The 25,430-nt window shown below is 64.9% G+C and carries 25 protein-coding genes and 2 pseudogenes; 9 read left to right on the forward strand and 18 right to left on the reverse strand.

Annotation, left to right across the window (positions count from 1 at the left end):
* Nucleotides 1–10: 10 nt before the first annotated feature.
* The 4 genes from pstA to pstS (AC3WJE_RS10225) all read right to left on the reverse strand — a co-directional run bounded on the left by pstA (nt 11) and on the right by pstS (AC3WJE_RS10225) (nt 4,496).
* The gene (pstA, locus tag AC3WJE_RS10210; protein ID WP_493730682.1) at nt 11–874 is read right to left on the reverse strand and encodes a phosphate ABC transporter permease PstA; all 864 of its coding nucleotides are present in this window, start codon (nt 872–874) and stop codon (nt 11–13) included.
* Nucleotides 874–1,848 carry a phosphate ABC transporter permease subunit PstC gene (gene pstC / locus AC3WJE_RS10215; protein ID WP_493730683.1) on the reverse strand — a complete coding sequence of 325 codons (975 nt, stop codon included), beginning with the start codon at nt 1,846–1,848 and terminating at the stop codon, nt 874–876. Before pstC ends, pstA begins: the two co-directional genes overlap by 1 nt.
* A 211-nt stretch (nt 1,849–2,059) precedes the next feature.
* Nucleotides 2,060–3,157 (reverse strand): phosphate ABC transporter substrate-binding protein PstS, encoded by a 1,098-nt coding sequence (gene pstS, locus AC3WJE_RS10220; protein WP_493730684.1) that lies wholly within the window; start codon nt 3,155–3,157, stop codon nt 2,060–2,062.
* A 325-nt stretch (nt 3,158–3,482) separates the two neighbouring features.
* A complete protein-coding gene (gene pstS, locus AC3WJE_RS10225) occupies nt 3,483–4,496 on the reverse strand; it encodes a phosphate ABC transporter substrate-binding protein PstS (protein ID WP_493730685.1) in 1,014 nt (337 codons plus the stop codon).
* Between the two features lie 257 nt (nt 4,497–4,753).
* Here pstS (AC3WJE_RS10225) and AC3WJE_RS10230 point away from each other — a divergent pair, with 257 nt between their 5' ends.
* Entirely contained in the window at nt 4,754–6,010 is a 1,257-nt protein-coding gene (locus AC3WJE_RS10230; RefSeq protein ID WP_493730686.1) for a hypothetical protein, read from the forward strand.
* A gap of 90 nt (nt 6,011–6,100) precedes the next feature.
* Here the strand turns inward: AC3WJE_RS10230 and nth are convergent, their stop codons facing one another.
* The 3 genes from nth to AC3WJE_RS10245 all read right to left on the reverse strand — a co-directional run bounded on the left by nth (nt 6,101) and on the right by AC3WJE_RS10245 (nt 8,013).
* Nucleotides 6,101–6,733: an endonuclease III gene (gene nth / locus AC3WJE_RS10235; protein WP_493730687.1), complete on the reverse strand. Its 633-nt coding sequence runs from the start codon at nt 6,731–6,733 to the stop codon at nt 6,101–6,103.
* 86 nt (nt 6,734–6,819) lie between these two features.
* Nucleotides 6,820–7,206, reverse strand: a complete 387-nt coding sequence (locus tag AC3WJE_RS10240) for a hypothetical protein (RefSeq protein WP_493730688.1) — start codon at nt 7,204–7,206, stop codon at nt 6,820–6,822.
* A 24-nt stretch (nt 7,207–7,230) separates the two neighbouring features.
* Nucleotides 7,231–8,013 carry an enoyl-CoA hydratase/isomerase family protein gene (locus AC3WJE_RS10245; RefSeq protein ID WP_493730689.1) on the reverse strand — a complete coding sequence of 261 codons (783 nt, stop codon included), beginning with the start codon at nt 8,011–8,013 and terminating at the stop codon, nt 7,231–7,233.
* Nucleotides 8,014–8,180: 167 nt separating this feature from the next.
* Between AC3WJE_RS10245 and AC3WJE_RS10250 the strand changes: the two genes are divergently transcribed.
* The 4 genes from AC3WJE_RS10250 (at nt 8,181) to AC3WJE_RS10265 (ending at nt 11,774) form a co-directional block, all read left to right on the forward strand.
* On the forward strand, nt 8,181–8,882 hold the full coding sequence (locus AC3WJE_RS10250; protein ID WP_493730690.1) for an FKBP-type peptidyl-prolyl cis-trans isomerase: 702 nt from the start codon (nt 8,181–8,183) through the stop codon (nt 8,880–8,882).
* Nucleotides 8,883–9,071: 189 nt separating this feature from the next.
* Nucleotides 9,072–9,872 carry a CoA pyrophosphatase gene (locus AC3WJE_RS10255; RefSeq protein WP_493730691.1) on the forward strand — a complete coding sequence of 267 codons (801 nt, stop codon included), beginning with the start codon at nt 9,072–9,074 and terminating at the stop codon, nt 9,870–9,872.
* The gene (locus AC3WJE_RS10260; RefSeq protein ID WP_493730692.1) at nt 9,869–10,723 is read left to right on the forward strand and encodes a sulfurtransferase; all 855 of its coding nucleotides are present in this window, start codon (nt 9,869–9,871) and stop codon (nt 10,721–10,723) included. Before AC3WJE_RS10255 ends, AC3WJE_RS10260 begins: the two co-directional genes overlap by 4 nt.
* A gap of 106 nt (nt 10,724–10,829) precedes the next feature.
* Nucleotides 10,830–11,774, forward strand: coding sequence for a DUF1684 domain-containing protein (locus AC3WJE_RS10265; RefSeq protein ID WP_493730693.1), 945 nt, complete (start codon nt 10,830–10,832; stop codon nt 11,772–11,774).
* Between the two features lie 78 nt (nt 11,775–11,852).
* On the opposite strand, the gene AC3WJE_RS10270 is transcribed toward AC3WJE_RS10265, so the two are convergent.
* Nucleotides 11,853–12,425: an N-acetylmuramoyl-L-alanine amidase gene (locus AC3WJE_RS10270; RefSeq protein WP_493730694.1), complete on the reverse strand. Its 573-nt coding sequence runs from the start codon at nt 12,423–12,425 to the stop codon at nt 11,853–11,855.
* Nucleotides 12,426–12,447: 22 nt separating this feature from the next.
* On the opposite strand from AC3WJE_RS10270, the gene AC3WJE_RS10275 reads away from it, so the two are divergent.
* The 4 genes from AC3WJE_RS10275 to rlmKL all read left to right on the forward strand — a co-directional run bounded on the left by AC3WJE_RS10275 (nt 12,448) and on the right by rlmKL (nt 16,310).
* On the forward strand, nt 12,448–12,939 hold the full coding sequence (locus tag AC3WJE_RS10275; RefSeq protein ID WP_493730695.1) for an MOSC domain-containing protein: 492 nt from the start codon (nt 12,448–12,450) through the stop codon (nt 12,937–12,939).
* Nucleotides 12,936–13,463, forward strand: a complete 528-nt coding sequence (locus tag AC3WJE_RS10280; RefSeq protein WP_493730696.1) for an alpha/beta hydrolase — start codon at nt 12,936–12,938, stop codon at nt 13,461–13,463. The genes AC3WJE_RS10275 and AC3WJE_RS10280 overlap by 4 nt, the downstream gene beginning before the upstream one ends.
* A gap of 8 nt (nt 13,464–13,471) precedes the next feature.
* Nucleotides 13,472–13,981, forward strand: coding sequence for a GNAT family N-acetyltransferase (locus AC3WJE_RS10285; RefSeq protein ID WP_493730718.1), 510 nt, complete (start codon nt 13,472–13,474; stop codon nt 13,979–13,981).
* Nucleotides 13,982–14,132: 151 nt separating this feature from the next.
* Nucleotides 14,133–16,310, forward strand: coding sequence for a bifunctional 23S rRNA (guanine(2069)-N(7))-methyltransferase RlmK/23S rRNA (guanine(2445)-N(2))-methyltransferase RlmL (gene rlmKL, locus AC3WJE_RS10290; protein ID WP_493730697.1), 2,178 nt, complete (start codon nt 14,133–14,135; stop codon nt 16,308–16,310).
* Between the two features lie 127 nt (nt 16,311–16,437).
* On the opposite strand, the gene AC3WJE_RS10295 is transcribed toward rlmKL, so the two are convergent.
* The 10 genes and pseudogenes from AC3WJE_RS10295 to aptA form a co-directional block, all read right to left on the reverse strand.
* Nucleotides 16,438–17,886 carry an MDR family MFS transporter gene (locus tag AC3WJE_RS10295; RefSeq protein ID WP_493730698.1) on the reverse strand — a complete coding sequence of 483 codons (1,449 nt, stop codon included), beginning with the start codon at nt 17,884–17,886 and terminating at the stop codon, nt 16,438–16,440.
* Nucleotides 17,887–18,272: 386 nt separating this feature from the next.
* Nucleotides 18,273–19,568 carry a DUF445 domain-containing protein gene (locus AC3WJE_RS10300; RefSeq protein ID WP_493730699.1) on the reverse strand — a complete coding sequence of 432 codons (1,296 nt, stop codon included), beginning with the start codon at nt 19,566–19,568 and terminating at the stop codon, nt 18,273–18,275.
* 417 nt (nt 19,569–19,985) lie between these two features.
* Nucleotides 19,986–20,834, reverse strand: a complete 849-nt coding sequence (locus tag AC3WJE_RS10305) for a hypothetical protein (protein WP_493730700.1) — start codon at nt 20,832–20,834, stop codon at nt 19,986–19,988.
* A gap of 143 nt (nt 20,835–20,977) precedes the next feature.
* Nucleotides 20,978–21,334 carry a VOC family protein gene (locus AC3WJE_RS10310; protein ID WP_493730701.1) on the reverse strand — a complete coding sequence of 119 codons (357 nt, stop codon included), beginning with the start codon at nt 21,332–21,334 and terminating at the stop codon, nt 20,978–20,980.
* Between the two features lie 89 nt (nt 21,335–21,423).
* Nucleotides 21,424–21,801, reverse strand: a complete 378-nt coding sequence (locus AC3WJE_RS10315) for a GyrI-like domain-containing protein (protein WP_493730702.1) — start codon at nt 21,799–21,801, stop codon at nt 21,424–21,426.
* A 58-nt stretch (nt 21,802–21,859) separates the two neighbouring features.
* Nucleotides 21,860–22,024: pseudogene (locus AC3WJE_RS10320) on the reverse strand (pentapeptide repeat-containing protein); the annotation flags it as partial.
* Between the two features lie 33 nt (nt 22,025–22,057).
* Nucleotides 22,058–22,339: pseudogene (locus AC3WJE_RS10325) on the reverse strand (hypothetical protein); the annotation flags it as partial.
* Between the two features lie 26 nt (nt 22,340–22,365).
* Complete coding sequence (locus AC3WJE_RS10330) at nt 22,366–22,902, reverse strand: DUF2199 domain-containing protein (RefSeq protein ID WP_493730703.1); 537 nt, start codon at nt 22,900–22,902, stop codon at nt 22,366–22,368.
* Between the two features lie 44 nt (nt 22,903–22,946).
* Nucleotides 22,947–23,357, reverse strand: a complete 411-nt coding sequence (locus AC3WJE_RS10335) for a hypothetical protein (RefSeq protein ID WP_493730704.1) — start codon at nt 23,355–23,357, stop codon at nt 22,947–22,949.
* 579 nt (nt 23,358–23,936) lie between these two features.
* Nucleotides 23,937–25,310, reverse strand: a complete 1,374-nt coding sequence (gene aptA / locus AC3WJE_RS10340) for an omega-aminotransferase AptA (protein ID WP_493730705.1) — start codon at nt 25,308–25,310, stop codon at nt 23,937–23,939.
* Nucleotides 25,311–25,430 lie beyond the last annotated feature (120 nt).

Here is a 25,430-nt window from a genome sequence, read left to right on the forward strand (position 1 = left end):
CCGCGAAAGGTCAGTCATTGGAAATCTTGTTGCGCAGCAGCAGGGCGCGTGCGCCCAGGCTCACCAGCAACACGAACACGGTCAGGGTCAACGCACCGGCCCAGGCCAGCACCTGCCAGGACTCGTACGGGCTGCCAGCGAACTGGTTCATCACCACCGGCACGCTCGCCATCGGGCGGAACACGTTGTTGTTCCAGTACTGGTTGCCGAACGCGGTGAACAGCAGCGGTGCGGTCTCACCGGAGATGCGCGCCAGCGACAGCAGGATGCCGGTGACGATGCCGGCCGAAGCACTGCGGTACAGCACCTGCACGGTGACCTTCCACTGCGGAATGCCCAGCGACAGCGCCGCCTCGCGCATCTGCGCCGGCACCAGCCGCAGCATCTCGTCGGTGGTGCGCACCACCACCGGCAGCACGATGAAGGCCAGCGCCAGCGCGCCGGCAAAGGCCGAGAACTGCCCGCCGGTCTGCATCACGTACAGCGTGTAGACGAACAGGCCGAGCACGATCGACGGTGCCGACAGCAGGATGTCGTTGACGAAGCGCACCACCGTGCCGGCCTTGCGCGCGTTGCCGTATTCGGCCAGCCAAGTGCCGGCGGCGATGCCGAGCGGGGTGCCGATCGCGATCGCCAGCCCGCACATCACCGCGCTGCCGAAGAACGCGTTGGCCAGGCCGCCTTCCTGCATCGGCGGTGGCGTCATCTTGGTGAACAGATCCAGATTGATGCCGGCGATGCCCTTGGAGACCAGCGTCCACAGGATCCATGCCAGGAAGAACAGGCCGAACAGCGCGGTGGCGCAGGACAGCAGCAGCGCCACCACGTTGACCACGCGGCGGCGGTTGTACAGGCGTTGCGAGACGGCCGACATCAGTTGCCCTCCTTGCGCGACAGGCGCATCAGCATCAACCGCGCGATCGCCAGCACCACGAAGGTCACGATGAACAATACGAAGCCGAGCAGCAGCAGCGCCGAGCGGTAGGTCTCGGTGGCCTCGCCGAAATCGTTGGCGATCAGCGCGGCGATGGTGGTGCCCGGCTCCAGCAGCGACGGCGACAGGCGCACGGTGTTGCCGATCACGAAGGCCACCGCCATGGTCTCGCCAAGCGCGCGACCCAGGCCGAGGAAGATGCCGCCGATCACCGCCGAGCGGGTGTAGGGCAGCACGATGTCCCAGCTCACTTCCCACTTGGTCGAACCGAGCGCGTAGGCCGATTCCTTCAGGCGGGTCGGCACGGTCAGGAACACCTCGCGCATCACCGATGAGATGAACGGGATCACCATGATCGCCAGCACGAAGCCGGCAGTGAGCATGCCGATGCCCAGCGGCGGGCCCTGGAACAGCGGTCCGATCACCGGCAGCGTGCCGATATGGTCATTGAGGAACGGGGTGACGTACTCGGTCATCACCGGCACCAGCACGAACAGGCCCCACATGCCGTAGATGATCGAGGGGATGCCGGCCAGCAGTTCGATCGCGGTGCCGATCGGCCCGCGCAGCCAGCGCGGCGCGACCTCGGTGAGGAAGAAGGCGATGCCGAAGCTCACCGGTACCGCGATCACCATCGCGATCAACGCGGTGACCAGGGTGCCGTAGATCGGCGCCAGCGCGCCGTACTTGTTCTCGACCGGGTTCCACTCGGACGAGTAGAAGAAGCTCAATCCCTGCATCTGCAGGGCATGCCGGCCACCCCACAACATCGACAACGCGGCGCTGGCCAGGGCGATCAGGACGAAGACGACGGTGCCGGTCAGTACCAGCTTGAACAGGCGATCGGCGCGGGCGTCGCGCAGGTCGCGACCGCGGGGGGCGGTGATCGCTTCGGGAATGACGGTGGCGTTCATTGGGGGTCCGTTGAGGAGGCCGTTGTTCGGGGGAGAGGGCAGAAACCCGTCGCTCCGTCATTCCCGCGAAAGCGGGAATCCATGGACGTTGCTTGTCTGGTGGGGAGACTGGCGACCGCAACAGCATCAGCCAAGTCCCTGGATCCCCGCTTTCGCGGGGATGACGCAATGGCAAAGGCGACCGGGCCGAAGGCCCGGCCGCGCCATTGCGTCACTTGAACTCAGCCGCCCAGTACGCCTCGATCTGCTGTACCAGTTCCGGCGGCAGCGGTACGTAGTGCAGTTCGTTGGCCTGCGGCTGGCCGTGCTCGAACGACCACTTGAAGAAGTCCAGCGCCGCCTTGGAACGTGCCGCGTCCTTGGCCTGCTTGTGCATCAACATGAAATTGGTGGCGGTGATCGGCCAGGCCTGATCGCCCGGTGCATTGGTGATCACCAGGTTGAAGTCCTTGGCGTTCTTCCAGTCGGCGCTGGCGGCCGCGGCGGCGAAGCTTTCCGCGCTCGGCTGCACCCAGTTGCCGGCGGCGTTCTGCAGCGACGCGTACGGCATCTTGTTCTGCAGCGCGTAGGCCAGCTCGACGTAGCCGATCGAGCCCTTGATCTGCTGGACGTACGAGGCCACGCCTTCGTTGCCCTTGCCGCCGACGCCACCCGGCCACTGCACCGAGGTGCCTTCGCCGACCTTGTCCTTCCACTCCGGGCTGACCTTGGACAGGTAGTTGGTGAAGTTGAAGCTGGTGCCCGAGCCATCGGAGCGGTGCACCAGGTTGATCTTGGTATCGGGCAGGGTCACGCCGGGATTGGCGGCGACGATCGCCGGGTCGTTCCACTTGGTGACCTTGCCCAGGAAGATGTCGGCGAGCAGCGCGCCGGTCAGGCGCAGCTTGCCCGGCTCGATGCCTTCGAGATTGACCACCGGCACAACCCCCCCAATGGCCGAGGGGAACTGGCCCAGCCCCGCCTGCGCCAGCTCGGCGCTGTCCAGCGGCTTGTCGGAGGAACCGAAATCGACGGTGCCGGCCTTGATCTGGGCGATACCGCCGCCCGAGCCGATCGACTGGTAGTTGATCTTGTTGCCGGTGGCGGTGTTGTAGTCGGCCGACCACTTCGACACCAGCGGGTAGATGAAGGAGGCGCCAGCACCGGCGATTTCCGCGGTCTTGGCATCACCGGCGGCGGGGCCAGCCGCAGCACCGGCGGAGGGAGCCGCATCCGTGGACGGGGCGTCGTTGCCGGACTTGTTGCAAGCGGTCATGGCCAGGGCGATGGCCAGGGACAGGGCGGCGAGACCGGCCGACTGCAGTTTCATGCGGTGCTCCGTAACGGTTCTTGCCGGGCATTCCGGCGGGCTACGCTATGAAATGATGTTTTTGTTACACCCTCATGACATCGGTCCAGATGCCGGTGGCCGGCTTCATGTGGCAAGGGCTTCTTGTGGGAGGGGCTTCAGTCCCGACAGGCTTTACCGGTAAGGCTTGTCGGGACTGAAGTCCCTCCCACAGAAAACACAACACCGCCACAAGGATGTGCCGTGCTCTTGTGAAGGACCCGCAAAAAAAAGACGCGGGCCACTTGGGCCCGCGTCGGGGTGGGGCGATGGGGAGGGAGAGGGTGCCCCGCCGTCCCGCCTGGACTTACTTCTGGACGGTCTTGGTCCAGTAGGCTTCGATCTGCTTGACCAGCTCATCCGGCAGCGGCACGTAGTCGAGCTGCTTGGCCTGGGCGTCGCCGTTGGCATAGACCCAGCGGAAGAAGTCGGTGGTGTTCTTCAGCTTGGCCGGGGCCGACTTCTTGCGCACCAGGATGAAGTTGGTGGCGGTGATCGGCCAGGAGTTGGCGCCCGGGGCGTTGGTGATGACCAAGTAGAAGTCCTTGGCGGTGGTCCACTCGGCGCTCGAAGCAGCAGCGGCGAAGCTCTCATCGCTCGGCTGCACGAAGCGGCCGGCGGCGTTCTTCATCTGTGCATAGGCGAGCTTGTTCTGCAGCGCGTAGGCCAGTTCGACATAGCCGACGCCGCCACGGATCTGCTTGACGTAAGCGGCCACGCCTTCGTTGCCCTTGCCGCCGATGCCGACCGGCCACTGCACCGTGGTGCCTTCGCCGACCTTGCTCTTCCAGTCCGGGCTGACCTTGGACAGGTAGTTGGTGTAGTTGAAGCTGGTGCCCGAACCATCCGAGCGGTGCACGACGGTGATCTTGATGTCCGGCAGGGCCAGGCCGGCGTTGAGCGCGGCGATCGCCGGGTCATTCCACTTGGTGATCTTGCCCAGGAAGATGTTGGCCAGGGTCGGGCCATCCAGCTTCAGCGCGCCCGGCTGCAGGCCCGGCACGTTGGCAACCGGCACCACGCCGCCGATCACCGACGGGAACTGCGCCAGGCCGGAGGCGGCCAGGTCTTCCGGCTTGAGCGGTGCATCGGAAGAACCGAAATCGACGGTGCCAGCCTTGATCTGCGCAATGCCGCCGCCCGAGCCGATCGACTGGTAGTTGACCTTGTTGCCCGTTGCGGTCGCGTAGTCGGCCGACCACTTGGACATCACCGGGTAGATGAAGGAAGCGCCGGCGCCGGTAATGTCGGCGGCCTGCGACACGAAGGCGAACGAGGCGGCAATGACGCCAACCAGTACGCGGTTCTTGAGGGAATGCATTGCGGGATAGCTCCTGGGGTGGTGGCCGACACGACGGCCGGCAGCAGTGGCTATTGCAAGTGGCGCGGATGAATCTCTCGCTACAAAAGAGTGACGTTTTGATGACAGTGACAAATGTGCGCGCTGTCTTGGGTTGGTCATGGCTATGACTCAAAACCGTCATGTGTTTGACGGAATCTTTACAAAACGCTTGACCGCCATTGCACATGTCGGCGCGAGCGCCCCCTGAAGCCAACCCACCCATGGAGAAATCCCAGATGCGTTCCCATTTGCTCGCCACGGCGATCATCGCCAGCCTCGGCCTGGTGTCTACCGACGCCTTCGCTGCCAAGGCAACTGCCAAGGCGACGGCCCCCGCGGTGACCGCTGCCCAACTTGAGCAGCTGCAATCCCAGATCGCAGCACTGCAGGCTCAGGTGCAGGAACTGAAGGCACAGAGCGAGTCGCTGCAGACCCAGTCCGACGCGCAGTCCGAAGTGAACGTAGTACAGGCCAAGGCAGTTGAAGACGCGCAGACGACCAGCACCAAGGTCGACAAGCTCGCCAAGCTGGTCAACGACACCAAGGTCGGTGGCCGCATCTTCTTCGACGCCAGCAGCATCGACCAGAAGAACAACGGCACCAAGACCGCCAACACCGGTACCGGCTTCGACGTCACCCGCTTCTACCTGACCTTCGACCACACCTTCAACGACATCTGGTCGGCCAACCTGACCACCGATGCCCAGTACCTCTCGTTCGGTTCGGGTGCGGGCGCCAACCAGGCCAACAGCGTCGAGGTCTTCATCAAGAAGGCTTATGTGCAGGCCAAGTGGAGCGATGCGCTGTTCGTGCGTGCCGGTGCCGCCGATACGCCGTGGATTCCGTTCGTCGAGAAGTACTACGGCTACCGCTATGTGCAGAACACCGTCACCGATCGCCTGTCGTATGGCACCTCGGCTGACTGGGGCTTCCACGCCGGCGGCGAGAGCAACGGCTTCAACTACGCCGCATCGGTCAGCAACGGCCGTGGCTATCGCAACCCGAGCCGCAGCAAGGGTATGGATTTCGAGGCGCGCGTAGGCTACGCCCCGACCCAGAACACCGTGATCGCCGTGGGCGGCTACACCGGCAAGCGTGGTCTTGAGACCGAGCTGGTCGATCCGCCGCACACCGCCGAGCGCATCGATGCGATGGCTGCTTACGCCTCGTCGAAGTTCCGTTTCGGTGGCGAGTGGTTCCAGGCCAAGAACTGGGCGGTGACCAACGTTGCCGACGACAAGGCACAGGGCTGGTCGCTGTGGGCGAGCGCGGCGCTGACCGAAGGCGGCATCAACGCGTTCGGCCGCTACGACAAGGTCGATACCAGCAAGCTGGTGAACCCGGACTACCAGAACAGCTACTACCACCTGGGCGTCGAGTTCCCGATCACCAAGGGCATCAAGCTGGCGACGGTGTACAAGCACACCGTGGCTGATACCGCCGCCGAGCTGAAGACCAGCGAGTTCGGCGTGTGGGGCGACGTGCAGTTCTGATCGCCTGACGTAACGATTGATCGCACGACGGCGGGCTTCGGCCCGCCGTTGTCGTTTGTGCGATTGAGAGCCGCTCCTACAAGAGCATCATCAAGCCGTCTTTTCCTTGAACCTGCACAGATCGCGGATCACGCACTGCGGGCAATCCGGCTTGCGCGCCTTGCACACGTAGCGGCCATGCAGGATCAGCCAGTGATGCGCGTCCTGCAGGAACTCGGCCGGCACGCGCTTGAGCAGCGCATCCTCGACCGCGCGCACGTCCTTGCCCGGTGCCAGCCCGGTGCGGTTGGCGACACGGAAGATGTGCGTATCCACCGCCAGCGTCGGTTCACCGAAGGCAGTATTGAGCACCACATTGGCGGTCTTGCGGCCGACGCCCGGCAGCGCCTCCAGCGCGGCGCGCTCGCGCGGGACTTCCCCGCCGTGCTGCTCGACCAGGATGCGACAGGTGGCGATCACGTTCTTGGCCTTGGCATTGAACAGGCCGATCGTGGCGATGTAACGCTTGAGGCCTTCCTCGCCCAGATCGAGGATCGCCTGCGGCGTGTTCGCCACCGGATACAGCTTGCGCGTGGCCTTGTTGACGCCGACATCGGTGGCCTGCGCCGACAGGATCACCGCGATCAGCAGCTCGAACGGCGAGCTGTAGTCGAGTTCGGTGGTCGGATGTGGGTTGAGTTCGCGCAGGCGCGAGAACATTTCCTCGATCTCGGCCTTGGTCATCACGCTGCTGCGGCGCGTAGTGGGTCTTTTCGTGAGTCCCTCACCAGGGCGCGGCACATCCTTGTGCGGGGGGTCTTTTTTCGTGCTCACGGCTGTCCCTTTGCAGCGGCCTTGGCCTTGGCGCGTGCCAGGATCGCCGCGGCCAGCGGCGGCAGCGAGGGGGCGGACGGCTTCTCGGGCTGCGGTGGCGGCGCCCGCCGGGCCTCGCGTTCGGCGGCGCGGCGAGCCAGGCGGGCGTTGCGTGCGCGATAGCGATCACGCGCCGCCCAGGCGTCGCGCAATCGTGCCTGCGCCTGCAGCAATCGTTGTGGGAGGTCCGGGTGATCCGGATCCAGCGACGCGTCAGCGGGCGAGGGCACGTAGTCCATCAGCCCGAGCGCGATCGCCCGGTCGACATCGTCGGCGAGCAGGCAGTGCAGCAGTTGCAGGGGCAGCGGGGGAACCGCTCCGGTGGCGTCGGGCTTCCGGTGCATCGGTATCAGGCAAGTGGGGTGGGGTCAGCGGTTGGCGAATTGTGGCTTGCGGCGCTCCAGGAACGCACGGGTGCCTTCGCGCATGTCCTCGGTGGCGAACATCAGCGCGAACTGTGCGGTTTCGAACTGCAGCCCCTCTTCCATCGCGCACTCGCCGCCGATCACCACCGCGTCGAGGATGCCGCGCAGCGCGATCGGTGCGGCATTGGCCAGTTTGTCGGCCAGTTGCATCACCTGATCCTGCAGTTGATCGGCCGGTACCACCCGGTTCACCAATCCCAGCTGCAGCGCGCGCGCCGCGTCGATCGGCTCGCCGAGCAGGCACAGCTCCAGCGCGGCAGCGCGACCGGTCAGGCGCAACAACCGCTGGGTGCCGCCGAAGCCGGGGATCAGCCCCAGATTGATCTCCGGCTGGCCGATCCGGGCGCTGTCGGCGGCCACGCGCAGGTGGCAGGCCATCGCCAGCTCCAGCCCGCCGCCGAGCGCAAAGCCATTGACGGCGGCGATCACCGGCTTGGGCATCCGCTCGATCCGGCGCATCAGTTGCTGGCCGACCAGGGCGAAATCGCGGCCCTGAATCGCCGGCAGATCGGCCATTTCGGCGATGTCAGCCCCGGCGACAAAGGCTTTCGGGCCGGCACCGGTCAGCACTACCACGCGGACCCCGGTCGCGGCGGCGGCCTCGGCGAAGGCCTGGTCCAGCGCCTCCAGGGTCTGCCGGTTCAGGGCATTCAGCTTGTCCGGGCGGTTCACGGTGATGATGCGCGTGGCTTGTCGGTCCTCGACCAGAATCACGGCGGTTGACATCGTAAAACCCTCCCTGAAGTAAAAAAGTCGTGAGTGCGGAACTTACGAAACCCGCGCCGGTCATAGCCCAGGATCGTCAGTGGCGGTCCGCCATAGCGGCGGCTATCCTAACGCGTCCATCTCAGGCGGCAGCCCCGTCCTGTGCCACCACCCTGGAGAATTGTTTGATGAAGTTGCGTTCTATCGCGGTCGCCGTGGCGGCCCTGGCCCTGACGGGCAATGCACTGGCCCAGGACACCACGTCCGAGAAGGGCAAGCTCAGCTATTACTTTGGTTATGACTACGGCAACAACCTCGCTGAGCTGACCGGTCGTGGCGAGCAGCTCGACATCAACGCGGTCGTCAAGGGCCTGCAGGACGCCTACGCGAAGAAGCAGCCGGCGGTCAGCGCCGACCAGCTCAAGCCGGCGGTCGAGGCATTCCAGAAGCGTGAGCAGGCTCGTGCCCAGCAGGCCAAGGCCGAGTACGAGAAGGCCGCTGCCGATAACAAGACCAAGAGCGACCAGTTCATGACCCAGTACAAGTCGCAGGCGGGCGTGAAGACGCTGCCGAGCGGCGTGGCCTACAAGGTCCTGGAGAACGGCACCGGTGCCAAGCCGACCCAGGCCAGCACCGTGCAGTTGGAAGTGGCCGGCCCGTTCCCGTACGGCCAGCACCCGGAGCAGGCGCGTCCGGCCCAGCAGATCCCGTCGATCAAGGTCAGCGAAGTCGAGATGCAGGCGATGCGTGACACCCTGCTGCAGATGCCGGCTGGTTCGAAGTGGGAAGTGACCCTGCCGCCGGACAAGGCCTACGGTGCCGACCCGCGCACCCCGTTCCCGCCGAACGTGGCTGTGCAGTTCGAGATCAAGCTCGTCAGCGTCAAGTAATCGGGCTTTGCAAAACAACAACTACGCCGGCCCATGTGGCCGGCGTAGTTGTTTTCGCAAGGTTCTTTTGTGAGTCCCTCGCGGGAGCCCGCACTTCCATGTGTGGAATTCGAAGGCGCAGGGCGCGAACATCACAGGGTGCGCGCTCGCGGCGGCGATTCACGTTAGGCTGAAAAGGTGTCCGTTCCGATGCGCGTCTCCGCCGATGGCATTGCCACACCGTGTATCGGCGTATGCACGCTGGATGCGGCCGGCTGGTGCCAAGGGTGCCTGCGCAACATCGACGAGATTGCCCGCTGGAAAAGCATGAGCGACACCGAACGCCGCCATTATCTGGAATCGATCCTGCCCGGGCGCGGCGCATTGCCACGCCTGGATCTGCGCCTGGCCGAGCGTGGGCACCTGTTGCGCGCGCTGTATCCGCTGGATGCCGCACCGGTCGGTCCGGGCTGGAACCATGACGAACTGGTGGACCTGATCGGCGGTGAGGCTTCGGCCGAAGCGGCGGTGCTGGCTGGGCTGGTTCCACGCGAAGACGGCACGCGGGTGCTGCTGACCCGCCGCAACGATGGCCTGCGCCATCACGGTGGACAGGTGAGCTTCCCCGGCGGCCGGGTCGAACCGGCCGATCGCGATCCTGCGGCCGCTGCATTGCGCGAGAGCTGCGAGGAAATCGCGCTCGGACCGACACAGGTGCAGGCGCTGGGCTACCTCGATCCGTTCGTCACCATCAGCGGCTTCCGGGTGACGCCGGTGGTGGCGGTGATCGATCCGGCATTCGTGCCGGTGCCGCAGCCGGACGAGGTGGCCGAGGTGTTCGAAGTGCCGCTGGCCTACTTGATGGAGCCGGACAACCTGCGCAGCGTCGAGATCGAGTTCCGGGGCCGTCCGCGCCGCGTGCTCGAATATGTCTGGCCCGGACAGCGTATCTGGGGCGCCACTGCTGCCATCCTTCTCAACCTGCGACGCCGACTGGAACAGACCGCATGAGTTTTCCGATTTGGGACACCTTGATCGACGCCCCGACCCTGACCGGCGCGCTCGGGCACGCGGACCTGCGCATCGTCGATGCGCGTTTCGCGCTGAATGCTCCCGACTGGGGCCGCGAGGAATACTTCCGTTCGCATATCCCCGGCAGCCGCTATGCGGATCTGAACAAGGACCTGTCCGACCTCGGCCGCTCGGGCGAGGGCCGCCATCCGTTGCCGCAATGGGCGTTGTTCGCGGTCAAGCTCGGGCTGTGGGGCATCCGCCCCGGCGTGCAGGTGGTGGTCTACGACGCTGGCGACGGCAGCATGGCCGCCGCGCGCCTGTGGTGGTTGCTGCGCGTGCTCGGGCATCGCGCGGTGGCGGTGCTCGATGGTGGTCTGGCCGCCTGGCGTGCCGCCGGTCTGCCGGAATCCGACCAGGCGCCCGTGATCGAGGATGTCGGCGCCTATCCGGCCGAGCCTGACCTGGCGGCGATCGCCCAGGCCGACGAGGTGTTGGCCCGTCTGGACAAGCCGGTCGGCTGGCTGCTCGATGCACGCGCGCCGGAGCGCTTCGCGGGTGTGGTCGAGCCGATCGATCCCGTCGCCGGTCACGTACCCGGCGCGGTCAACCGGCCGTTTGCGGCCAATCTGGCCGAGGGCCGCTTCAAGCCGGCCGATCGTCTGCGCACCGAGCTGGAAGCGGTGCTGGGCGGACGTGCCCCGCAGGACATGGTGTTGATGTGCGGCTCCGGGGTCACCGCCTGCCACCTGTTGCTGGCGATGGAGACCGCCGGCCTGCAAGGTGCGCGTGTCTATGCTGGCTCGTGGAGTGGCTGGATCAGTGACCCGGCGCGTCCGGTCTTGACATGACGGATGCCTGATCTTGCAGGCACAATGACCTCTTGGATCGGCGCCCGTGGTCATCACCGGGCTTGCTGCGCGGAGCGCACGGTTTACTCAGGGGTGGGTGCACTTCATGCGGGTTGGGGTATGGGCTGTCCTGGCAACGGTGGCGTTGGCTGCGTGTTCGCGGGGTGCGACATCGGTTGCGGCTGACACCACGCCGCAGACGCATGCGGCGGCGATCGCGACCGATCGCTACGAGAGCGAGCTGGAGCGCTGGCGCAGCGAGCGCCTGGAGCGGCTGCGCGCGCCAGACGGTTGGCTCAGCTATACCGGCTCGGGCCGGCTGCGGCCGGGTGAGTACCGGGTCGGCGCGGCCGCCGACAACGATCTGGTGTTGTCCTCCGGTCCCGCACGCCTGGGTCTGTTGCGGTTCGAGCAGGACCAGGTGCCGCGCTTCAAACCTGATCCGAAGGCTGATGTACGCCTGCGCGACATCCGTGTAGTCAACGAGATCGAGTTGCGGCCCGAAGCCGTCGAGCGGCCCGGTGACCGGCTGGAGGTGGGCGATGGCCAGTTCTATCTGGTGCGTACCGGGCCGGTGACCGGCTGGCGTTTTCGCGATTCGCAGGCGCCGGCGCTGAAGCACATGCCGGACATCGACCATTTTCCGGTCGATGAGAGCTGGCGGATCAAGGCCGAGTGGCGCGCCTATCAACAGCCGCGAACGCTCACCTTGCTGACGTCGATCGGTACACCGCTCAGCGCGACGATCCCGGGCGAGGCCGTGTTCCGTCGCGATGGTCACGAATACCGCCTGATGCCGGTGACGATAGAAGGCGAGAAGCAGTTGTTCTTCCTGTTCGCCGATCGCACCAGCGGCAAGGAAACCTACGGCGGTGCGCGCTACCTGTTTGTCGATCCGCCACGCGATGGCCGTGTCGTGCTGGATTTCAACCGTGCCGAGAACCCGCCATGCGCGTTGACCTCGCACGTGGTGTGCCCGGTCGCACCGCCGCAGAACCGCCTGGATCTGACCGTGAATGCTGGCGAGAAAACCTTTTTGGCGATGCATTGAGGCGGCCATCGCCTCGTAGCGCCGAGCTCGCTAGGCTGGGGCTTTCCCCGGGACGTTCCCAGCCGAGCGAGCTCGGCTCTACCTGACGCGCCGTAGCGCGGTCACCGCAGCGACCCGTTCCCACGGAAACAGCGGTCCCGGATCACGCTTGCGCGGTACGCGCAGGGACCGATCGTCGCTGGCTGGTTCTTCGGTGGTGTCCAGATCCTCGTGTCCGGCGATGTCGCCCAGCGATGGCAACACCTGCGGCAACCACGCCAACAATACGAGCAGCGCCTCGATCTGCGCTTCGGAATAAGGCTCCTCCATCGACTGATGACGCGAGTCCAGCCAGTGTGGATAGCGGCCGCTGTTGACCAGCTCGATCCCGATCGAATGCGTGTTCTGCCCGCGCACGTGATGGGCGATGCGGTCCAGCGCAACGTATTGCTCGATGCGTCCGTCGCGGTCGATGTAGTAGTGCCCGCTGTTGCCGGTGCCGTTGTCGTAGAGCGCGCGTTCGCCGTACTCGCGTGCCATCGCCAGGTCCGGCAGCTCGGTGCAGTGGATCACCACCAGGGTGATATCCGAAAGCGGGCGCTGATCGAGGTTGCGCTCGTAGGGCAGGGGCGCGGGATGGATCAGGGGCGGCTGCGGGAGGGCTTGCGACATGCGCGGATGCTAGCATTCGCGCATGCCACTCGATCCTGAAAGCCCTCTCGCCAAACTGATGGCGACGCTGCCGCGCAGCGGCCGTGTCGAATGGATTGGCGTACGTCCCGCGCGCGATCTGCCGATGCGGCCACTTGATGCGGTGCAGGCCACCGCCGAGGGCGGTCTGGAGGGCGATCGCTACAAGAGTGCCAGCGGCGCGCGCGGCGTCACGCTGATCCAGGCCGAGCACCTGCCGGTGATCGCGGCGCTGTCCGGACATGCCGAGGTGCTGCCGGCGCTGCTGCGCCGCAACCTGGTGGTGGCCGGAATCCCGCTGGTCGCCCTGCAGGGCCGCCGCTTCCGCATCGGCGAGGTCGAGCTGGAAGGCATCGAGCCGTGCGATCCATGTTCGCGCATGGAACAGGCGCTCGGCGCCGGCGGCTACAACGCGATGCGCGGCCACGGTGGACTGTGCGCACGCATCATCAACAGCGGCACATTGCGTGTCGGCGATACGGTGGAGGCATTGTGAGTCGAGGTCACTGCATTCTTTCGCACGGGTTCGAGAGTGGGCCGGATGCGATCAAGGTGACTGCGCTGGCCGAGGTCGCCGAACGCCTGGGCTGGAGCCACGAGCGCCCTGATTACACCGATCTCGACGCGCGCCGCGAGATCAGCCCGGTTGGCGACGTGCCAGGGCGGTTGCAGCGGCTGCTCGAGCTGGCGCAGGCAGCGGCCACGAACGGGCCGGTGGTGCTGGCCGGTTCCAGCCTCGGTTCCTACATCTCCGCACAGGTGTCGCTGCAGGTGCCCACGCGCGGGCTGTTCCTGATGGTGCCGCCGACCAGGATGGGGCCGTTGCCGCCGCTGGATGGCGCGCGCGTGCCGACCTCGGTGGTGCATGCCTGGCACGACGAACTGATTCCTGCAGCCGAGGTGATCGCCTGGGCGCAGGCGCGCTCGGCACGGCTGCTGCTGGTGGATGACAGCCACCGGTTGGCGGCGCATGTCGAAACCTCGGCGCAGGCCTTCGCCGAACTATTGGAGTCGTTATGAACGAGAAAATGGACATCCGACTGCGTGCCGAGCGCCCTGGGGACGCAGCGGCGATCGAGGCCGTGACCCTGGTCGCCTTCATGCACGCCGAGTACACCAGCCATACCGAGCAGGACATCATCGCTGCGCTGCGTGCCGATGGTGCGCTGACAGTGTCATTGGTCGCCGAACATGATGGCTACGTGGTCGGTCACACCGCCGTTTCGCCGGTGACGATTTCCGATGGCGCGAAAGGTTGGTATGGGCTGGGGCCGGTCTCGGTCGGTCCGGGTCACCAGCGCAACGGCATCGGCTCGCGGCTGGTGCAGGCGGCGCTCGATCAGCTGCGCGAACAGGGCGCGAGCGGCTGCGTGGTGCTGGGCGAGCCGGCGTTCTATGGACGTTTCGGCTTTGCGGCAGAGCCCGGCCTGATCCTGCAGGGTGTGCCGCCTGAGTACTTCCAGGCGATTGCTTTTGGCGACCGTCTGCCGCCGATGGGCGAGGTCGAGTACCACCCTGCGTTCGGCGTATCGGGCTGAATCCGGGCTGCCGGCGCACTGGCAATGCCGGCCCCGATGGCCCACCATCTGCGCCCCTGGATGCGACAGGGCTTACCGCCCGTCGCTGCTCCTTTCTATCCTGCGCGGCGCCGTCACGGCACAGCCGCCTCCTGTCGACGATGCTGCCCACGTGAAATTCTTCGCTTCCTGCGCCAAAGGCCTGGAATACCTGCTGGCTGACGAGCTGCTCGCGCTCGGGGTCGCCAAGGCCACCGCCACCATTGCCGGCGTCAACGTCGAAGGTGAACTGCGCGATGCGCAGCGGGCGGTGTTGTGGTCGCGGCTGGTCAGTCGTGTCCTGTGGCCGATTGACGAGTTCGACTGCCCCGACGAGGGCGCACTGTACGCCGGTGTCGCTGCGTTGCCGTGGCAGGAGCATCTGGCCACCGGGCACACGCTGGCGGTGGACGCGCATGTCTCCGGCACCGCGATCACCCACGCGCGCTTCGCTGCGCAGCGGGTCAAGGACGCGGTGGTCGATACGTTGCGCGACCAGGGCCAGGCACGGCCGTCGGTGGATGTGGATCAGCCCGACCTGCGCCTGAACCTGTCACTGCGCAAGGGCCGGGCGACGCTGTCGATCGACCTCGGCGGCGGCCCGCTGCACCGGCGCGGCTGGCGCATGGCACCGCACGAGGCGCCATTGAAGGAAAACCTCGCCGCCGCCGTGCTGCTGCGCGCCGGCTGGCCGCAGCTGTACGCAAACGGTGGTGGCCTGCTCGACCCGATGTGTGGCAGCGGCACGCTGCTGATCGAAGGCGCGCTGATGGCGGCGGACGTCGCCCCGGGCCTGCAGCGCTATGCCGATCCGTGGTCGTTGGCCGGCGCTTCGCCGGCCGAGCGGCCGGTGCTGACGCCGACGCGCTGGCGCGGTTTCGATGTCGCCACCTGGAAGGAGCTGGTCGCCGAGGCGCAGGCACGTGCTGGCGCCGGGCTGGCGAGCTTGCGGCAGGCGGTGCATGGCAGTGATCTGGATCCGCGTGCGGTCGATGCCGCGCGCGCCAATGCCCGCAGCGCGGGCGTCGAGCAGGCGATCAGTTTCGCCGTGGCCGATATCGCACAGTTGCCGGTGCCGCCGGAAGCGAGCGGCGTGGTGGTGTGCAATCCGCCCTATGACGAGCGTCTGGCCGCCGACGCGGCGCTGTACCGGCAGATGGGCAGCGCGTTGCAACGCGCAGTACCGGCGTGGCGCGCCTGCCTGCTGTGTGGCAACGCCGATCTGGCGTTCGCCACCGGCCTGCGTGCCGGCAAGAAGTACCAGCTGTTCAACGGTGCGCTGGAGTGCACGTTGATCATCTGCGATCCGATCGCGATACCGCGTCGTGAGACGATCGAGCCGCGCGAGCTCAGCGACGGCGCGCAGATGGTTGCCAATCGCCTGCGCAAGAACCTGCAGAAGCTGAAGAAGTGGCGGGCGCGCGACGGCGTGGAGTGCTACCGCGCCTATGACGCGGATCTGCCCGAATATTCAGCCGCCATCGACGTCTACCAGGAGGCCGATGGCGAGCGCCGGTTGTTCCTGCATGTGCAGGAATACGCCGCGCCGGCGACGATCCCCGAGGCCGACGTGCGCCGTCGCTTCGGCGATCTGCTCGCCGCGGCGCGCGAGGTGTTCCAGGTGCCGAAGGAGCAGGTGGCGACCAAGTCGCGCGCTCGCGGCAAGGGTGGCAGTAAATACGGCCGCTTCGACCAGCGTGGCGAGAGCTTCCACGTGCGCGAACACGGCGCGCTGCTGCAAGTGAACGTGTTCGACTATCTCGACACCGGCCTGTTCCTCGACCATCGCCCTCTGCGCGGCATGATGGCGGCGCAGGCCAAGGGCCGGCGCTTCCTCAACCTGTTTGGTTACACCGGCGTGGCCAGCGTGGAGGCGGCGGTAGCGGGTGCGGCGTCCACCACCACGGTCGATCTGTCCGGCACCTATCTGCAATGGTGCGCCGACAACCTCGCGCTCAACGGGCTCGGGGGCGCGAAGCACACGCTGGTACAGGCCGATGCGCTGTCTTGGCTGGAAGCCGAGCGCAGCCAGTACGACGTGATCTTCTGTGATCCGCCGACGTTCTCGAACTCCGCACGCGCCGACGACTTCGATCTGCAACGCGAGCAGGTGCGGTTGCTGCGTGCGGCGGTCGCACGCCTGACGCAGGGCGGGGTGCTGTATTTCTCCAACAACTTCCGGCGCTTCAAGCTGGAAGAGAACGCGATCGCCGAGTTCGCGCAGTGCGAGGAGATCAGCGCGAAGACCATCGACCCGGACTTCGAGCGCAACGCCCGCATCCACCGTGCCTGGCGGTTGACCCGCGCGTAACTGCACTTCGTAGGAGCGGCTTCAGCCGCGAGAGGCTTTACCGAGAAAGCCCATCGCGGCTAAAGCCGCTCCTACAGTGTTTTTCTGCGCGGAAGGCCCAGCCGAGCAAGCTCGGCTCTACGATGGGTTACGGTGCCGGCGGCAGGGTTCCCGCGGCGCGATGCCCGCTCATCTCCTGACCGGCATCCGGCGCGAACTTGACGTGCCAGCGCAGCGAGCTGAAGGAAATCACCGTGATCGCCAGGAACGCGATCGAGAAGTCGTGCAACTGCGGCTCGGCATGGCCGGCCACGGTCATCGAGGCGTTCAAGAACAGCGCGCCGGCACACACGCCGACCGACAGCATCAACTGCTGCAAGGTGCTGTACAGGCTGCTCGCCGCGCTCATGCGTGCGCTGGGCACGTGTTCGTAGGCGATGGTGTTGTACGCGGCGAACTGGAACGACATGAACGCGCCGCAGCATGACAGCAGCCCGAACATCAACACGGGCGACCAGCCCGGCTGGAAGAACACGCACACCAGATAGCCGAGGCTGGCGAACACGCCATTGCCGATCAGCGCATTGCGATAGCCATAGCGGCGCAGCAGGCGTGGGGTCAGCACGCGCATCACGATCGCGCCGAGCGCGGTCGCCATCACCAACTGGCCACTCTGCGCCGCGGTATAGCCGAAGCCGATCTGGAACAGCAGCGGCAGCAGGAACGGATGTGCGCCCTGGGTGACGCGCATGAGCGAGCCGCCGATCACGGACAGCCGGAACGAATCGATCTTCAGCAGCGACAGGTCCAGCAGGGGCGCGGGATGGCGGCGCGCGTGCCACAGGTAGCCGATCGCAGCGGCAGCTCCGGTCGCGACCAGTAGCACGGCATGGATCAGACCATCGCGCTGGCTGACCATCTCCAGTCCGAACAGCCCGCAGCCCAGCGCGATGCCGCACAGCGCGAAGCCGGCGAAGTCGAACCGGACCGGCGCCGATTCGGTCGGGATCTCGGGAATGAAGCGCCGCACCAGGAAGAACCCGGCGATGCCGATCGGCACGTTGATGTAGAAGATCCAGCGCCAGTCGAGGTAGGTCACGAACAGGCCGCCGAGCGGCGGGCCGAGCATCGGGCCGACGAACGCCGGCACCAGCGTCCACGCCATCGCCGAGATCAGATGGCGGCGCTCGACGCTGCGCAGCAGGATCAGCCGCCCGAGCGGGGCCATCATCGCGCCGCCCGCGCCCTGCACGAAGCGCGCGATCACCATGGTCGGCAGATTGGTCGCCAGCGAGCACAGGATCGAGCCGCCGATGAACATCCAGATCGAGGCGCAGTAGACCCGGCGCAGCCCAAAACGGTCGGCGATCGCGCCGCTGGCCGGGATGCCGATCGCCAGCGCCAGCAGGTAGCTGGTCAGCGCGATGCTCATCGCCGGTGCGGCGACATTGAAATCGCGTGCCAGCGTCGGCAGCGCGGTCGCCAATACCGTGGCGTCGAGCTGCTCCATGAAGATGGCGCAGGCCAGGATCAGCGAAATCAGGCGGTAATCGGGATAGCGCGGTGTAGCGGCTGCAGGCGTGGACTCGCTGGACAACTTTCCGGTCTCGGTTCCAGGCTGGCGGGCATCGCGAGGGTGGGTCGCGGAAGCCGGCGTGGCCGGCTGCCAGCCCGCGTCGCACGGGCTTGTGCGGCGCAGCACCGACATTATTCGCCCGTTGAGGGGCGGGGGCAAGGCGGTGCCCGTCAGGAAGCTCCTTTCTGGTGCGCGGGAGATGCGCGCAAAGCGCTGAGGGCGCGCCTAGGATGTCCCACGGCGACCGTCCCGCGTGTGGGAACGGCATTTGTGGGAGCGACTTCAGTCGCGACGGGCCTTATCGGTAAGGCCTGTCGCGACTGAAGTCGCTCCCACAAAAAGCGCGGCTTCGGTGAAGGGGGCGGAAGTCATGGGCATCCGCGTTTAGAACGCCCGGGAATGAGACATCAGCCCAGCCAAACCGACACGGCATGCAACCCCACACCGACCAGTCCACCCACCAGCGTGCCGTTGAAACGGATGTACTGCAGATCGCGGCCGACGCTCAGCTCCAGCAGATCGACCAGATGGCGCTCGTCCCAGCCCTTCATCGTGCCGGCGATGTGCTCGGTCACCGAGGCGCGCAGCCGCTCGGTAAGCCGGCCGGCCGCATCGAGCATGTGCTGGTTGAGGGCTTCACGCAGCGCCGGGTCTTCCTCAAGTGAGCGCCCCAGCCCGTGCAACGAGCGCTCCAGGTGCGCGGCGATCGCCGAGTCCTCACCAGTCAGGTCGTGGCGCAGCGCCTGATGGATCTGCGCCCACAGCGCCTGCACATAATCCTGCAGGGCAGGGTGCTCGATCGCGCGCTGCTTGAGCTGCTCGACGCGCTCGGCCATCGCCGGATCCTCGCGCAGCCGCTCGATGTAGCCGCGCAGCCAGGTCTCATAGTCCTGCCGCAACGGATGCGTTGGCGTGGACAGGATGCTTTGCAATTCCTCGATCGCGGCGCGCGCCAGCCGATCGGCCAGCTTGTCGCCGATTTCATCGACCGGCGTCACCCAGTTCACCGTACCGACCAGCTTGGGCCACTCGCGGCGGGCGTAACGCACGATCAGGTCCGAAGCCCAGGCCTTGACCTTCTCCTCGTCCAGCCATTGCCCGAGCTTCTCCAGTGCCTCGTCGAACAGATGCTGATGACGATCATCGGTGGTCAACAGTGACAACACCTCGCCGGCAGTGGCGGCGGCGTTCCATTGCTTGAGGCGCTCGACCACGAAGCGCTGGATCGCCTGGCGCACCGCGGCTTCATCGAGCAGATTCAACGCCTGCTGCATCCAGCCACGCGCCATCTGCGCCAGCATCCGCGATTGCGCCGGCTGAGCAAGCCATTGGCCGAGCCGACGCGCGGGATCGAACACCTGCAACTTCTGCAGCAGCGTGTCAGGCGCGAGGAAGTGGTCGCGCACGAACACCGCCAGCCCATCGGCAAGTCGATCGCGGCCGCGCGGCAGGATCGCGGTATGCGGGATCGGCAGGCCGAGCGGCCGCCGGAACAGCGCGACCACCGCGAACCAGTCGGCCAGCGCGCCGACTGCGGCGGCCTCGCAGAACGCAGCGACCCAGGCCCAGGCACCTTGCTGGCCCATCACATGGCTGAGCAGGAAGCCGCCCAGCATCGCCAGCAGCAACAGCAGGGCCAGGGCCTTCATCCGTCGCAACTGGCGACGGCGCGGATCGGTGGCGGAGGTAGTGCGGGCATCCATGGGCCTAGGTTACATAACCTTGTGGATGCGGCCGGTTGCGATTGGGGAAGCCTTCGGTCGGCGAGAGGGCCGCCACGCAGAGCCGATGGTCAAGTCATGCCCCGTTATCGAAGGCGCGGACTTCCCGGGAATCCCTCAAATCGTCTTGCCGGTGCAGGTGAGGGGCTTTCCGGTCGTCATACCCACACAGGCGAGGGCTTTCCCGAAGATCTCTCAGATCGTCATCCCCGCGCAGGCGAGGGGGCTTTCACGATGATCTTTCAAATCGTCATCCCCGCGAAAGCGGGGATCCAGGGACTTTCGAGCAGGTCGCGACCGATCTGATCCACCGGGATTCGACAAGCGGAACCCGCCGTCGCGGCGACAAAATCGCAGGCGCTGGGTCCCCGCCTGCGCGGGGACGACGAGCAAAAGCAATCAGCCGCCACGCAAGCGCTGCAACTGCTCCTGCAACGTGACGACCTGCCCGCGCAAACGCTCGTTCTCGCGCTCCAGCTCGTCAACGCGACGCCGCAATGCCTTGGCATCCATCGGCGCCTCCTCGCCCTCCGCACCTTCGCCTTCTGCCTTCGGTCGGCGCTTCGAATCGCGCACCCGCTTGGCGGCCTGCTTCAGTTCGGCCTTGCCAGCCATTGCAGCGGCACGCTGCTCGTCCTCGGACAGCGTGGCGACCGCAGCAGCAGCGCTGATCGAGATATCGCCGGACTTCACCGCCTCGATCACCTCGGGCGCAGCCTGCGTATGGATGCGCTCGATCATCACCACCTGGCTGTTGCTCAGGCGCGCCTCGCGGGCGAGTTCGGCGCGGCTCACCGGCGGAGCGTCATCCCACGGCGGCAGGTCATCGGCCGGAGCTGGTTCGGTCGCCTGCACTTCCACATCGGCCTGCACCTGCTGCGTGGCGCGCACGGCAGCCAGCTCGGCCTCGCGCACCTCACGCTGACGCTTGGCCAGGATCTCGCGCTTGCGCAGCGCCAGCACGCCACGCTGGAAGTCCGACACGCTGCGTCGGCCCAGATGCTGCTCGATCATCCACAGGTGCACATCTTCCATCGACTGGAAGCGCGGGTTCTGCACCGTATTGAACGGGATATCGTGCTTGCGGCAGATGCCGAAGCGGTTGTGGCCGTCGACGAGGACGTCGCCCCACAACACCAGCGCGTCGCGGCAACCCTCCGCGAGCAGGCTGCGTTCCAGCGCCTCGTGTTCATCGGGGGTGAGCGGATCGATGTAGGCCTTGAGTTCTTCGTTTACGACGATGTCCATGGAGTACTGCGAAAAAGCGGGCGCGCATTGTAGAGCGCCGGCGGACGAGTAGCGACTATCGTCGGTATCAGCCCAGCGGCGGCAGTCCTGGGGTTCCAGGGATCTCGGTCAAGCCGGCAGATGCGTGCCCGGGTTCGATCGCCCTAAGCTTGCCACTCGCGAAAAATCACGCAGACGTCAGTCTTGTCGAGCATCGCGAACTCTCGGGAGCCCCAAGGCCTGAGTGAGACAGCGCTGGAGTTTGGATGCAGCAGATGCGGTGCGCGTGCAGACATCTCAGCGAATAGTTCGTCGACGTTATCCGTGTCGATCCCCAGCTCAGGGCGATCCTTTGCAGCGAACTCGGGACTCTGGACGATGTAGGCCTTCGCTCCATCACGTCCAATGACCGCCATGTCAGAATCCTGGTAGAGGACGCTGAAACCAAGGCCATCTACAAAGAAGTCCAGGCCATCTTGCAGGTGATCGTAGAAGATCTTCGGGATGAGATTTTGAAGCATGTGGAACCTCCTTGAATCGGGTCGAAATGCCCGAGGCTTTAATCAGGTTGTGCCATGGAATGGCGTTGTCATGAACGAGCCGCAAGCCATCATTTCATAGGTTGACGGATGATGGTTTTCCATTTGTTTGGAGCGGCGCGACGCGTATCGCTCAGATAAATTTCGTGGTGCTTTCCCGCAAGGGCGGAGCGCGCATCGATGAAATCATGAACTCGCTTGATGGTCGGGCCTTCTTCACTGAATGGCCCGACATGAAGGATCTGGGCGCATGGTCCTTCAGTGAAGTTCTCCAGCCTGAGCGCGTTCAGCTGAGGAAGCGCCTTCTTTCTCTTCACTTCCGCAATGGCCGCCTGAATAACAGCTTCCTCCACGAAACGGGGCGGCCAATACGTGAACCCCGCTGTGTCGCGAGGTGGCTTCAGCTTGGATGAGCGGTTAACCGCCGTCCGGCTCAGGTCCGTCGGCATCTGCCCATGCGATTTCCGCCCGTTGCTGATCCGACAGTGGCAGCGTCGATCCTTGCGCGACGGTAAGAACGGTGCCGCTCATGCGTGCATCCGCAAAAATGCATTGATCGAAGGAGGACTGGCGAAGGTCCGCCCCACTTAGGTCGGCAGCCTGAAATGACGTTTTGGAGAAATACGATGCCCGAAGGTCGCTGCGCGCGAGTAGAGCTGATGAAAAATCCACGCCAATAAAATCGTTCCAGCAGAGATTGGATTCCGATAGATCGGTATTCTGGAACGAGACGTTGTTGATCTCCGAACGGCCAAAGAACGTGCGTGGCAGCGTCAGGTTACTGAAGTCATCTCCATCCATCGCCATCCGAAAGAAGTTGACACCCAGCGGCTCTTCATCATCGTACTGCGGAAGATGATCCGGAATGGGCGGGATCTCGCCAGCTTCCAGGTAATCTGGCTGTAACTGCAAGCAGGAAATTTCGTAGCTTTGTCGAGCTGTCATAAGTCCCCGATGGTGGCTAAAGCCTGAATCAATCCGGGCCATGAAGTGGGTTCTGGCTGAATTACTTGTTAGGCGTCATGGTGAGGAGTTCCATGCATAACCTCTTGATATATCTCTGCCAAACGCTCATGCGTGATGCCATTACGTTGCTCAATGTACAGAGGGTGATCCGAGCGCGAAAACTCGATGTAGGGTCGGATACCTTTATCACGCAGATGCATTACGACATGGTGATTGAACGTCTCTGGATAGCAAGGAAGGGCAGTCCCGAGGTAGCCCGGGAAAGGGCCGATATGGGATCGCTCTTGCAGGTTATAGGCCTCGATCCACTTGTCAAAATTTGCATGGCTAATATCTACCCAAACACCCCAAACAAAAGGATCTGATTCGTCATCAACGGCAATTTCAAGGCAGCCACGTACAAGGAAACGCTCTCCATCAACAACGCAATCGTCACTACCCAAGTCCACTCGGCTTGCACGATCCGATTCGGGAATCCACTGGGCAATTGCGGGCATGTCGGCGCCGAAAGTGGGTATGCCCTCGTGCATCCCACCGCAGGAGCTACATTGGAAACGGAATGCCATATTATGTTGCCTATTCATAGAATAATATCGAGCCAAGAAGCGGCTTCGGCTTCAATAAATTGTTAGGTGCTATCCGATTCGGCCGATTTGCGGTGAAAAGCGGTAGCTACCCAGCCAACCCCAAACAGAATGAGAGAGGGGCCTATACCAAGAGAAAGGAAGCCTCCGGTGTACTCAGGCTGCCGATCCACGAAGGTGTTGTAAAGGACCCAGCCGACAATGGCTAAGCCAACGCCGACGCATAGCAATCCAAACAGGGCCTGCGGTATGCCCATGAGCAGGCCGACCATACGTAGCACGCGGTTGGATGAATCGGAGTTGCGGAACTCTCCTGCCAAGTCGAACCAGTAAAGGATGGACAGGACGAGTCCGATTGGGATGCCCAACCCAAACCATCCGCTAAGCCAGAGCAAGGGGATGGACGAAGAAAAAACCGCCAGCGATAGGATGAGTTTGCGCGCAGTTTTTGACATGGGGGTCGAATGCCGGAGTTAAATCGTGTTGCGATAGCAACGTCGGCTTGAATGAATTGTTAGGTCTCAATTCGGTCGACCGACTGCAAGCCATATGATCCAGACCCCAATGCCAAGCCAAACCAGAGATCCGAATGTAGCACCAACTCTGCTGGCTCGTGGGCCACTGCCGCCGAACCATCGTGGGCGTAATAGCCAGTGCTCTAAAAGGTTGGGACGGAAGATTGCAGCCCAGATTGTGACGCCTGCATTGGCGATGAGAAAGACGCCGAAAAGTAGCTCAATTTCTGGCGGTGCTTTCATTGAGGCCTAATTACTATTGGATCGCTAAAAGCGGCGTTGCGCCGATTATAGGTTGTCAGACTGGAGTTGGGAATGGGCTGTATGCCTTTCCGGATTAATGGCTTGAGGGGTTTTTCATGAGTCTTGCCTTCTCGAATATCTCCGCGCTAGGCCGTATGTGTGAGGGCATATGTATTACGCCTGCGAATTCGTGGGTGTAACGGTTCGGTGGACGTTCCGCACTCATGGTGGGCGAGGAGACTCCAATTGCAAGGAAATACAGCGTCATCGGATGCCTCATCCAACCTGTCGCAACACCCGCGCAAGAATCTCGAACATCTCCGTGATCTGTCCTTCCTCCACGATCAACGGCGGCGACAGCGCAATCACATCGCCGGTCGCACGCACCAGCAGGTTGCCTTCGTGGAAGCAGCGTTCGAATACCTCGTAGCCGCACGCGCCGGGTGCGCCTTCGCGTGGCGCCAGTTCGATCGCGCCGACCAGACCGAAGTTGCGGATGTCGATTACGTTCGGTGCGTCCTTCAGTGCATGGATCGCCTGTTCGAAGTGGTCGCCCAGTTCGATTGCTTTTTCGAACAGTCCTTCCTCGGCATAGGTGTCCAGCGTGGCGAGGGCGGCGGCGCAGGCGAGTGGGTGGCCGGAGTAGGTGTAGCCGTGGAAGAAGTCGATGACGTTGTCGGGGCCGTGGGTGAAGGCTTCGTGCACCTTGCTGGCGACAAATACGGCGCCCATCGGCACGGTGCCGTTGGTCAGGCCTTTGGCGGTCGTCATCAGGTCCGGGGTTACGCCGAAGCGTTGCGCAGCGAACGCCTTGCCGACGCGGCCGAAGCCGGTGATGACTTCGTCGAATACCAGCAGGATGCCGTGGCGGTCGCAGATTTCGCGCAGGCGTCGTAGATAGCCTTCCGGCGGCAGTACTACGCCGGCGGAGCCTGAGATCGGTTCGACAAACACGGCGGCGATGGTGGAGGCGTCGTGCAGGGCGATCAGTCGTTCCAGATCCTCGGCCAGTTCCAGGCCGTGGGCGGGCAGGCCGCGCGAGAACGCGTTGCGGCCGATGTCCAGGGTGTGGCGCAGGTAATCGGTGCCCGCCAGCAGTGGGCCGAACCATTTACGGTTGTTCGGCAGGCCGCCGATCGACATGCCGCCGAAACCGACGCCGTGGTAAGCCTTTTCGCGGCCGATGAAGCGGGTGCGTTGGCCCTCGCCGCGCAGGCGGTGGTAGGCGAGGGCCATCTTCATGGCGCTGTCCACTGCCTCGGAGCCGGAGTTGGTGAAGAAGATATGGTCCAAGCCCGGCGGGGCGATCGCCTTGAGTCGCTCTGCCAGTACGAACGGCAGCGGTGAGCCCATCTGGAAGGTCGGGGCGAAGTCGAGCGTTGCTACCTGTCGTGCCACGGCTTCGACGATGCGCGGGCGGGCGTGACCGGCGTTGCAGCACCACAGGCCGGCGGTGCCGTCGAGGATCTGGCGTCCGTCCACGCTGCGGTAGTGCATGCCCGAAGCCGAGGCCAGCAGGCGCGGGTGCGCCTTGAACTGGGCGTTGGCGGTGAACGGCATCCAGAACGCGTCCAACGAGGCTGGCGGTTGCTGCGCCGGGTCGGCGTGGCCGGCGGGGGCCGCCAGGGAGGACGGGGAATCGCTGCTCATGTCGCGCTCCGGTCAGGTTGTTGAAAAAACTTTACATCAGCTTTGGGGGTTTGTAGGAGCGGGGGGGGGGGGGGGGGGGGGGGGGGGGGGGGGGGGGGGGGGGGGGGGGGGGGAGGAGGT

This window comes from Pseudomonas sp. GW821-FHT07E12 (assembly GCF_058986605.1).

Excerpts from the sequence above, each read along its gene's own strand:
- pstA (WP_493730682.1), bottom strand. The coding sequence starts at position 874 with ATGTCGGCCGTCTCGCAACGCCTGTACAACCGCCGCCGCGTGGTCAAC.
- pstC (WP_493730683.1), bottom strand. The coding sequence starts at position 1,848 with ATGAACGCCACCGTCATTCCCGAAGCGATCACCGCCCCCCGCGGTCGC.
- pstS (WP_493730684.1), bottom strand. The coding sequence starts at position 3,157 with ATGAAACTGCAGTCGGCCGGTCTCGCCGCCCTGTCCCTGGCCATCGCC.
- pstS (WP_493730685.1), bottom strand. The coding sequence starts at position 4,496 with ATGCATTCCCTCAAGAACCGCGTACTGGTTGGCGTCATTGCCGCCTCG.
- AC3WJE_RS10230 (WP_493730686.1), top strand. The coding sequence starts at position 4,754 with ATGCGTTCCCATTTGCTCGCCACGGCGATCATCGCCAGCCTCGGCCTG.
- nth (WP_493730687.1), bottom strand. The coding sequence starts at position 6,733 with ATGACCAAGGCCGAGATCGAGGAAATGTTCTCGCGCCTGCGCGAACTC.
- AC3WJE_RS10240 (WP_493730688.1), bottom strand. The coding sequence starts at position 7,206 with ATGCACCGGAAGCCCGACGCCACCGGAGCGGTTCCCCCGCTGCCCCTG.
- AC3WJE_RS10245 (WP_493730689.1), bottom strand. The coding sequence starts at position 8,013 with ATGTCAACCGCCGTGATTCTGGTCGAGGACCGACAAGCCACGCGCATC.
- AC3WJE_RS10250 (WP_493730690.1), top strand. The coding sequence starts at position 8,181 with ATGAAGTTGCGTTCTATCGCGGTCGCCGTGGCGGCCCTGGCCCTGACG.
- AC3WJE_RS10255 (WP_493730691.1), top strand. The coding sequence starts at position 9,072 with ATGCGCGTCTCCGCCGATGGCATTGCCACACCGTGTATCGGCGTATGC.
- AC3WJE_RS10260 (WP_493730692.1), top strand. The coding sequence starts at position 9,869 with ATGAGTTTTCCGATTTGGGACACCTTGATCGACGCCCCGACCCTGACC.
- AC3WJE_RS10265 (WP_493730693.1), top strand. The coding sequence starts at position 10,830 with ATGCGGGTTGGGGTATGGGCTGTCCTGGCAACGGTGGCGTTGGCTGCG.
- AC3WJE_RS10270 (WP_493730694.1), bottom strand. The coding sequence starts at position 12,425 with ATGTCGCAAGCCCTCCCGCAGCCGCCCCTGATCCATCCCGCGCCCCTG.
- AC3WJE_RS10275 (WP_493730695.1), top strand. The coding sequence starts at position 12,448 with ATGCCACTCGATCCTGAAAGCCCTCTCGCCAAACTGATGGCGACGCTG.
- AC3WJE_RS10285 (WP_493730718.1), top strand. The coding sequence starts at position 13,472 with ATGGACATCCGACTGCGTGCCGAGCGCCCTGGGGACGCAGCGGCGATC.
- AC3WJE_RS10300 (WP_493730699.1), bottom strand. The coding sequence starts at position 19,568 with ATGGATGCCCGCACTACCTCCGCCACCGATCCGCGCCGTCGCCAGTTG.
- AC3WJE_RS10305 (WP_493730700.1), bottom strand. The coding sequence starts at position 20,834 with ATGGACATCGTCGTAAACGAAGAACTCAAGGCCTACATCGATCCGCTC.
- AC3WJE_RS10310 (WP_493730701.1), bottom strand. The coding sequence starts at position 21,334 with ATGCTTCAAAATCTCATCCCGAAGATCTTCTACGATCACCTGCAAGAT.
- AC3WJE_RS10315 (WP_493730702.1), bottom strand. The coding sequence starts at position 21,801 with ATGCCGACGGACCTGAGCCGGACGGCGGTTAACCGCTCATCCAAGCTG.
- AC3WJE_RS10330 (WP_493730703.1), bottom strand. The coding sequence starts at position 22,902 with ATGAATAGGCAACATAATATGGCATTCCGTTTCCAATGTAGCTCCTGC.
- AC3WJE_RS10335 (WP_493730704.1), bottom strand. The coding sequence starts at position 23,357 with ATGTCAAAAACTGCGCGCAAACTCATCCTATCGCTGGCGGTTTTTTCT.
- aptA (WP_493730705.1), bottom strand. The coding sequence starts at position 25,310 with ATGAGCAGCGATTCCCCGTCCTCCCTGGCGGCCCCCGCCGGCCACGCC.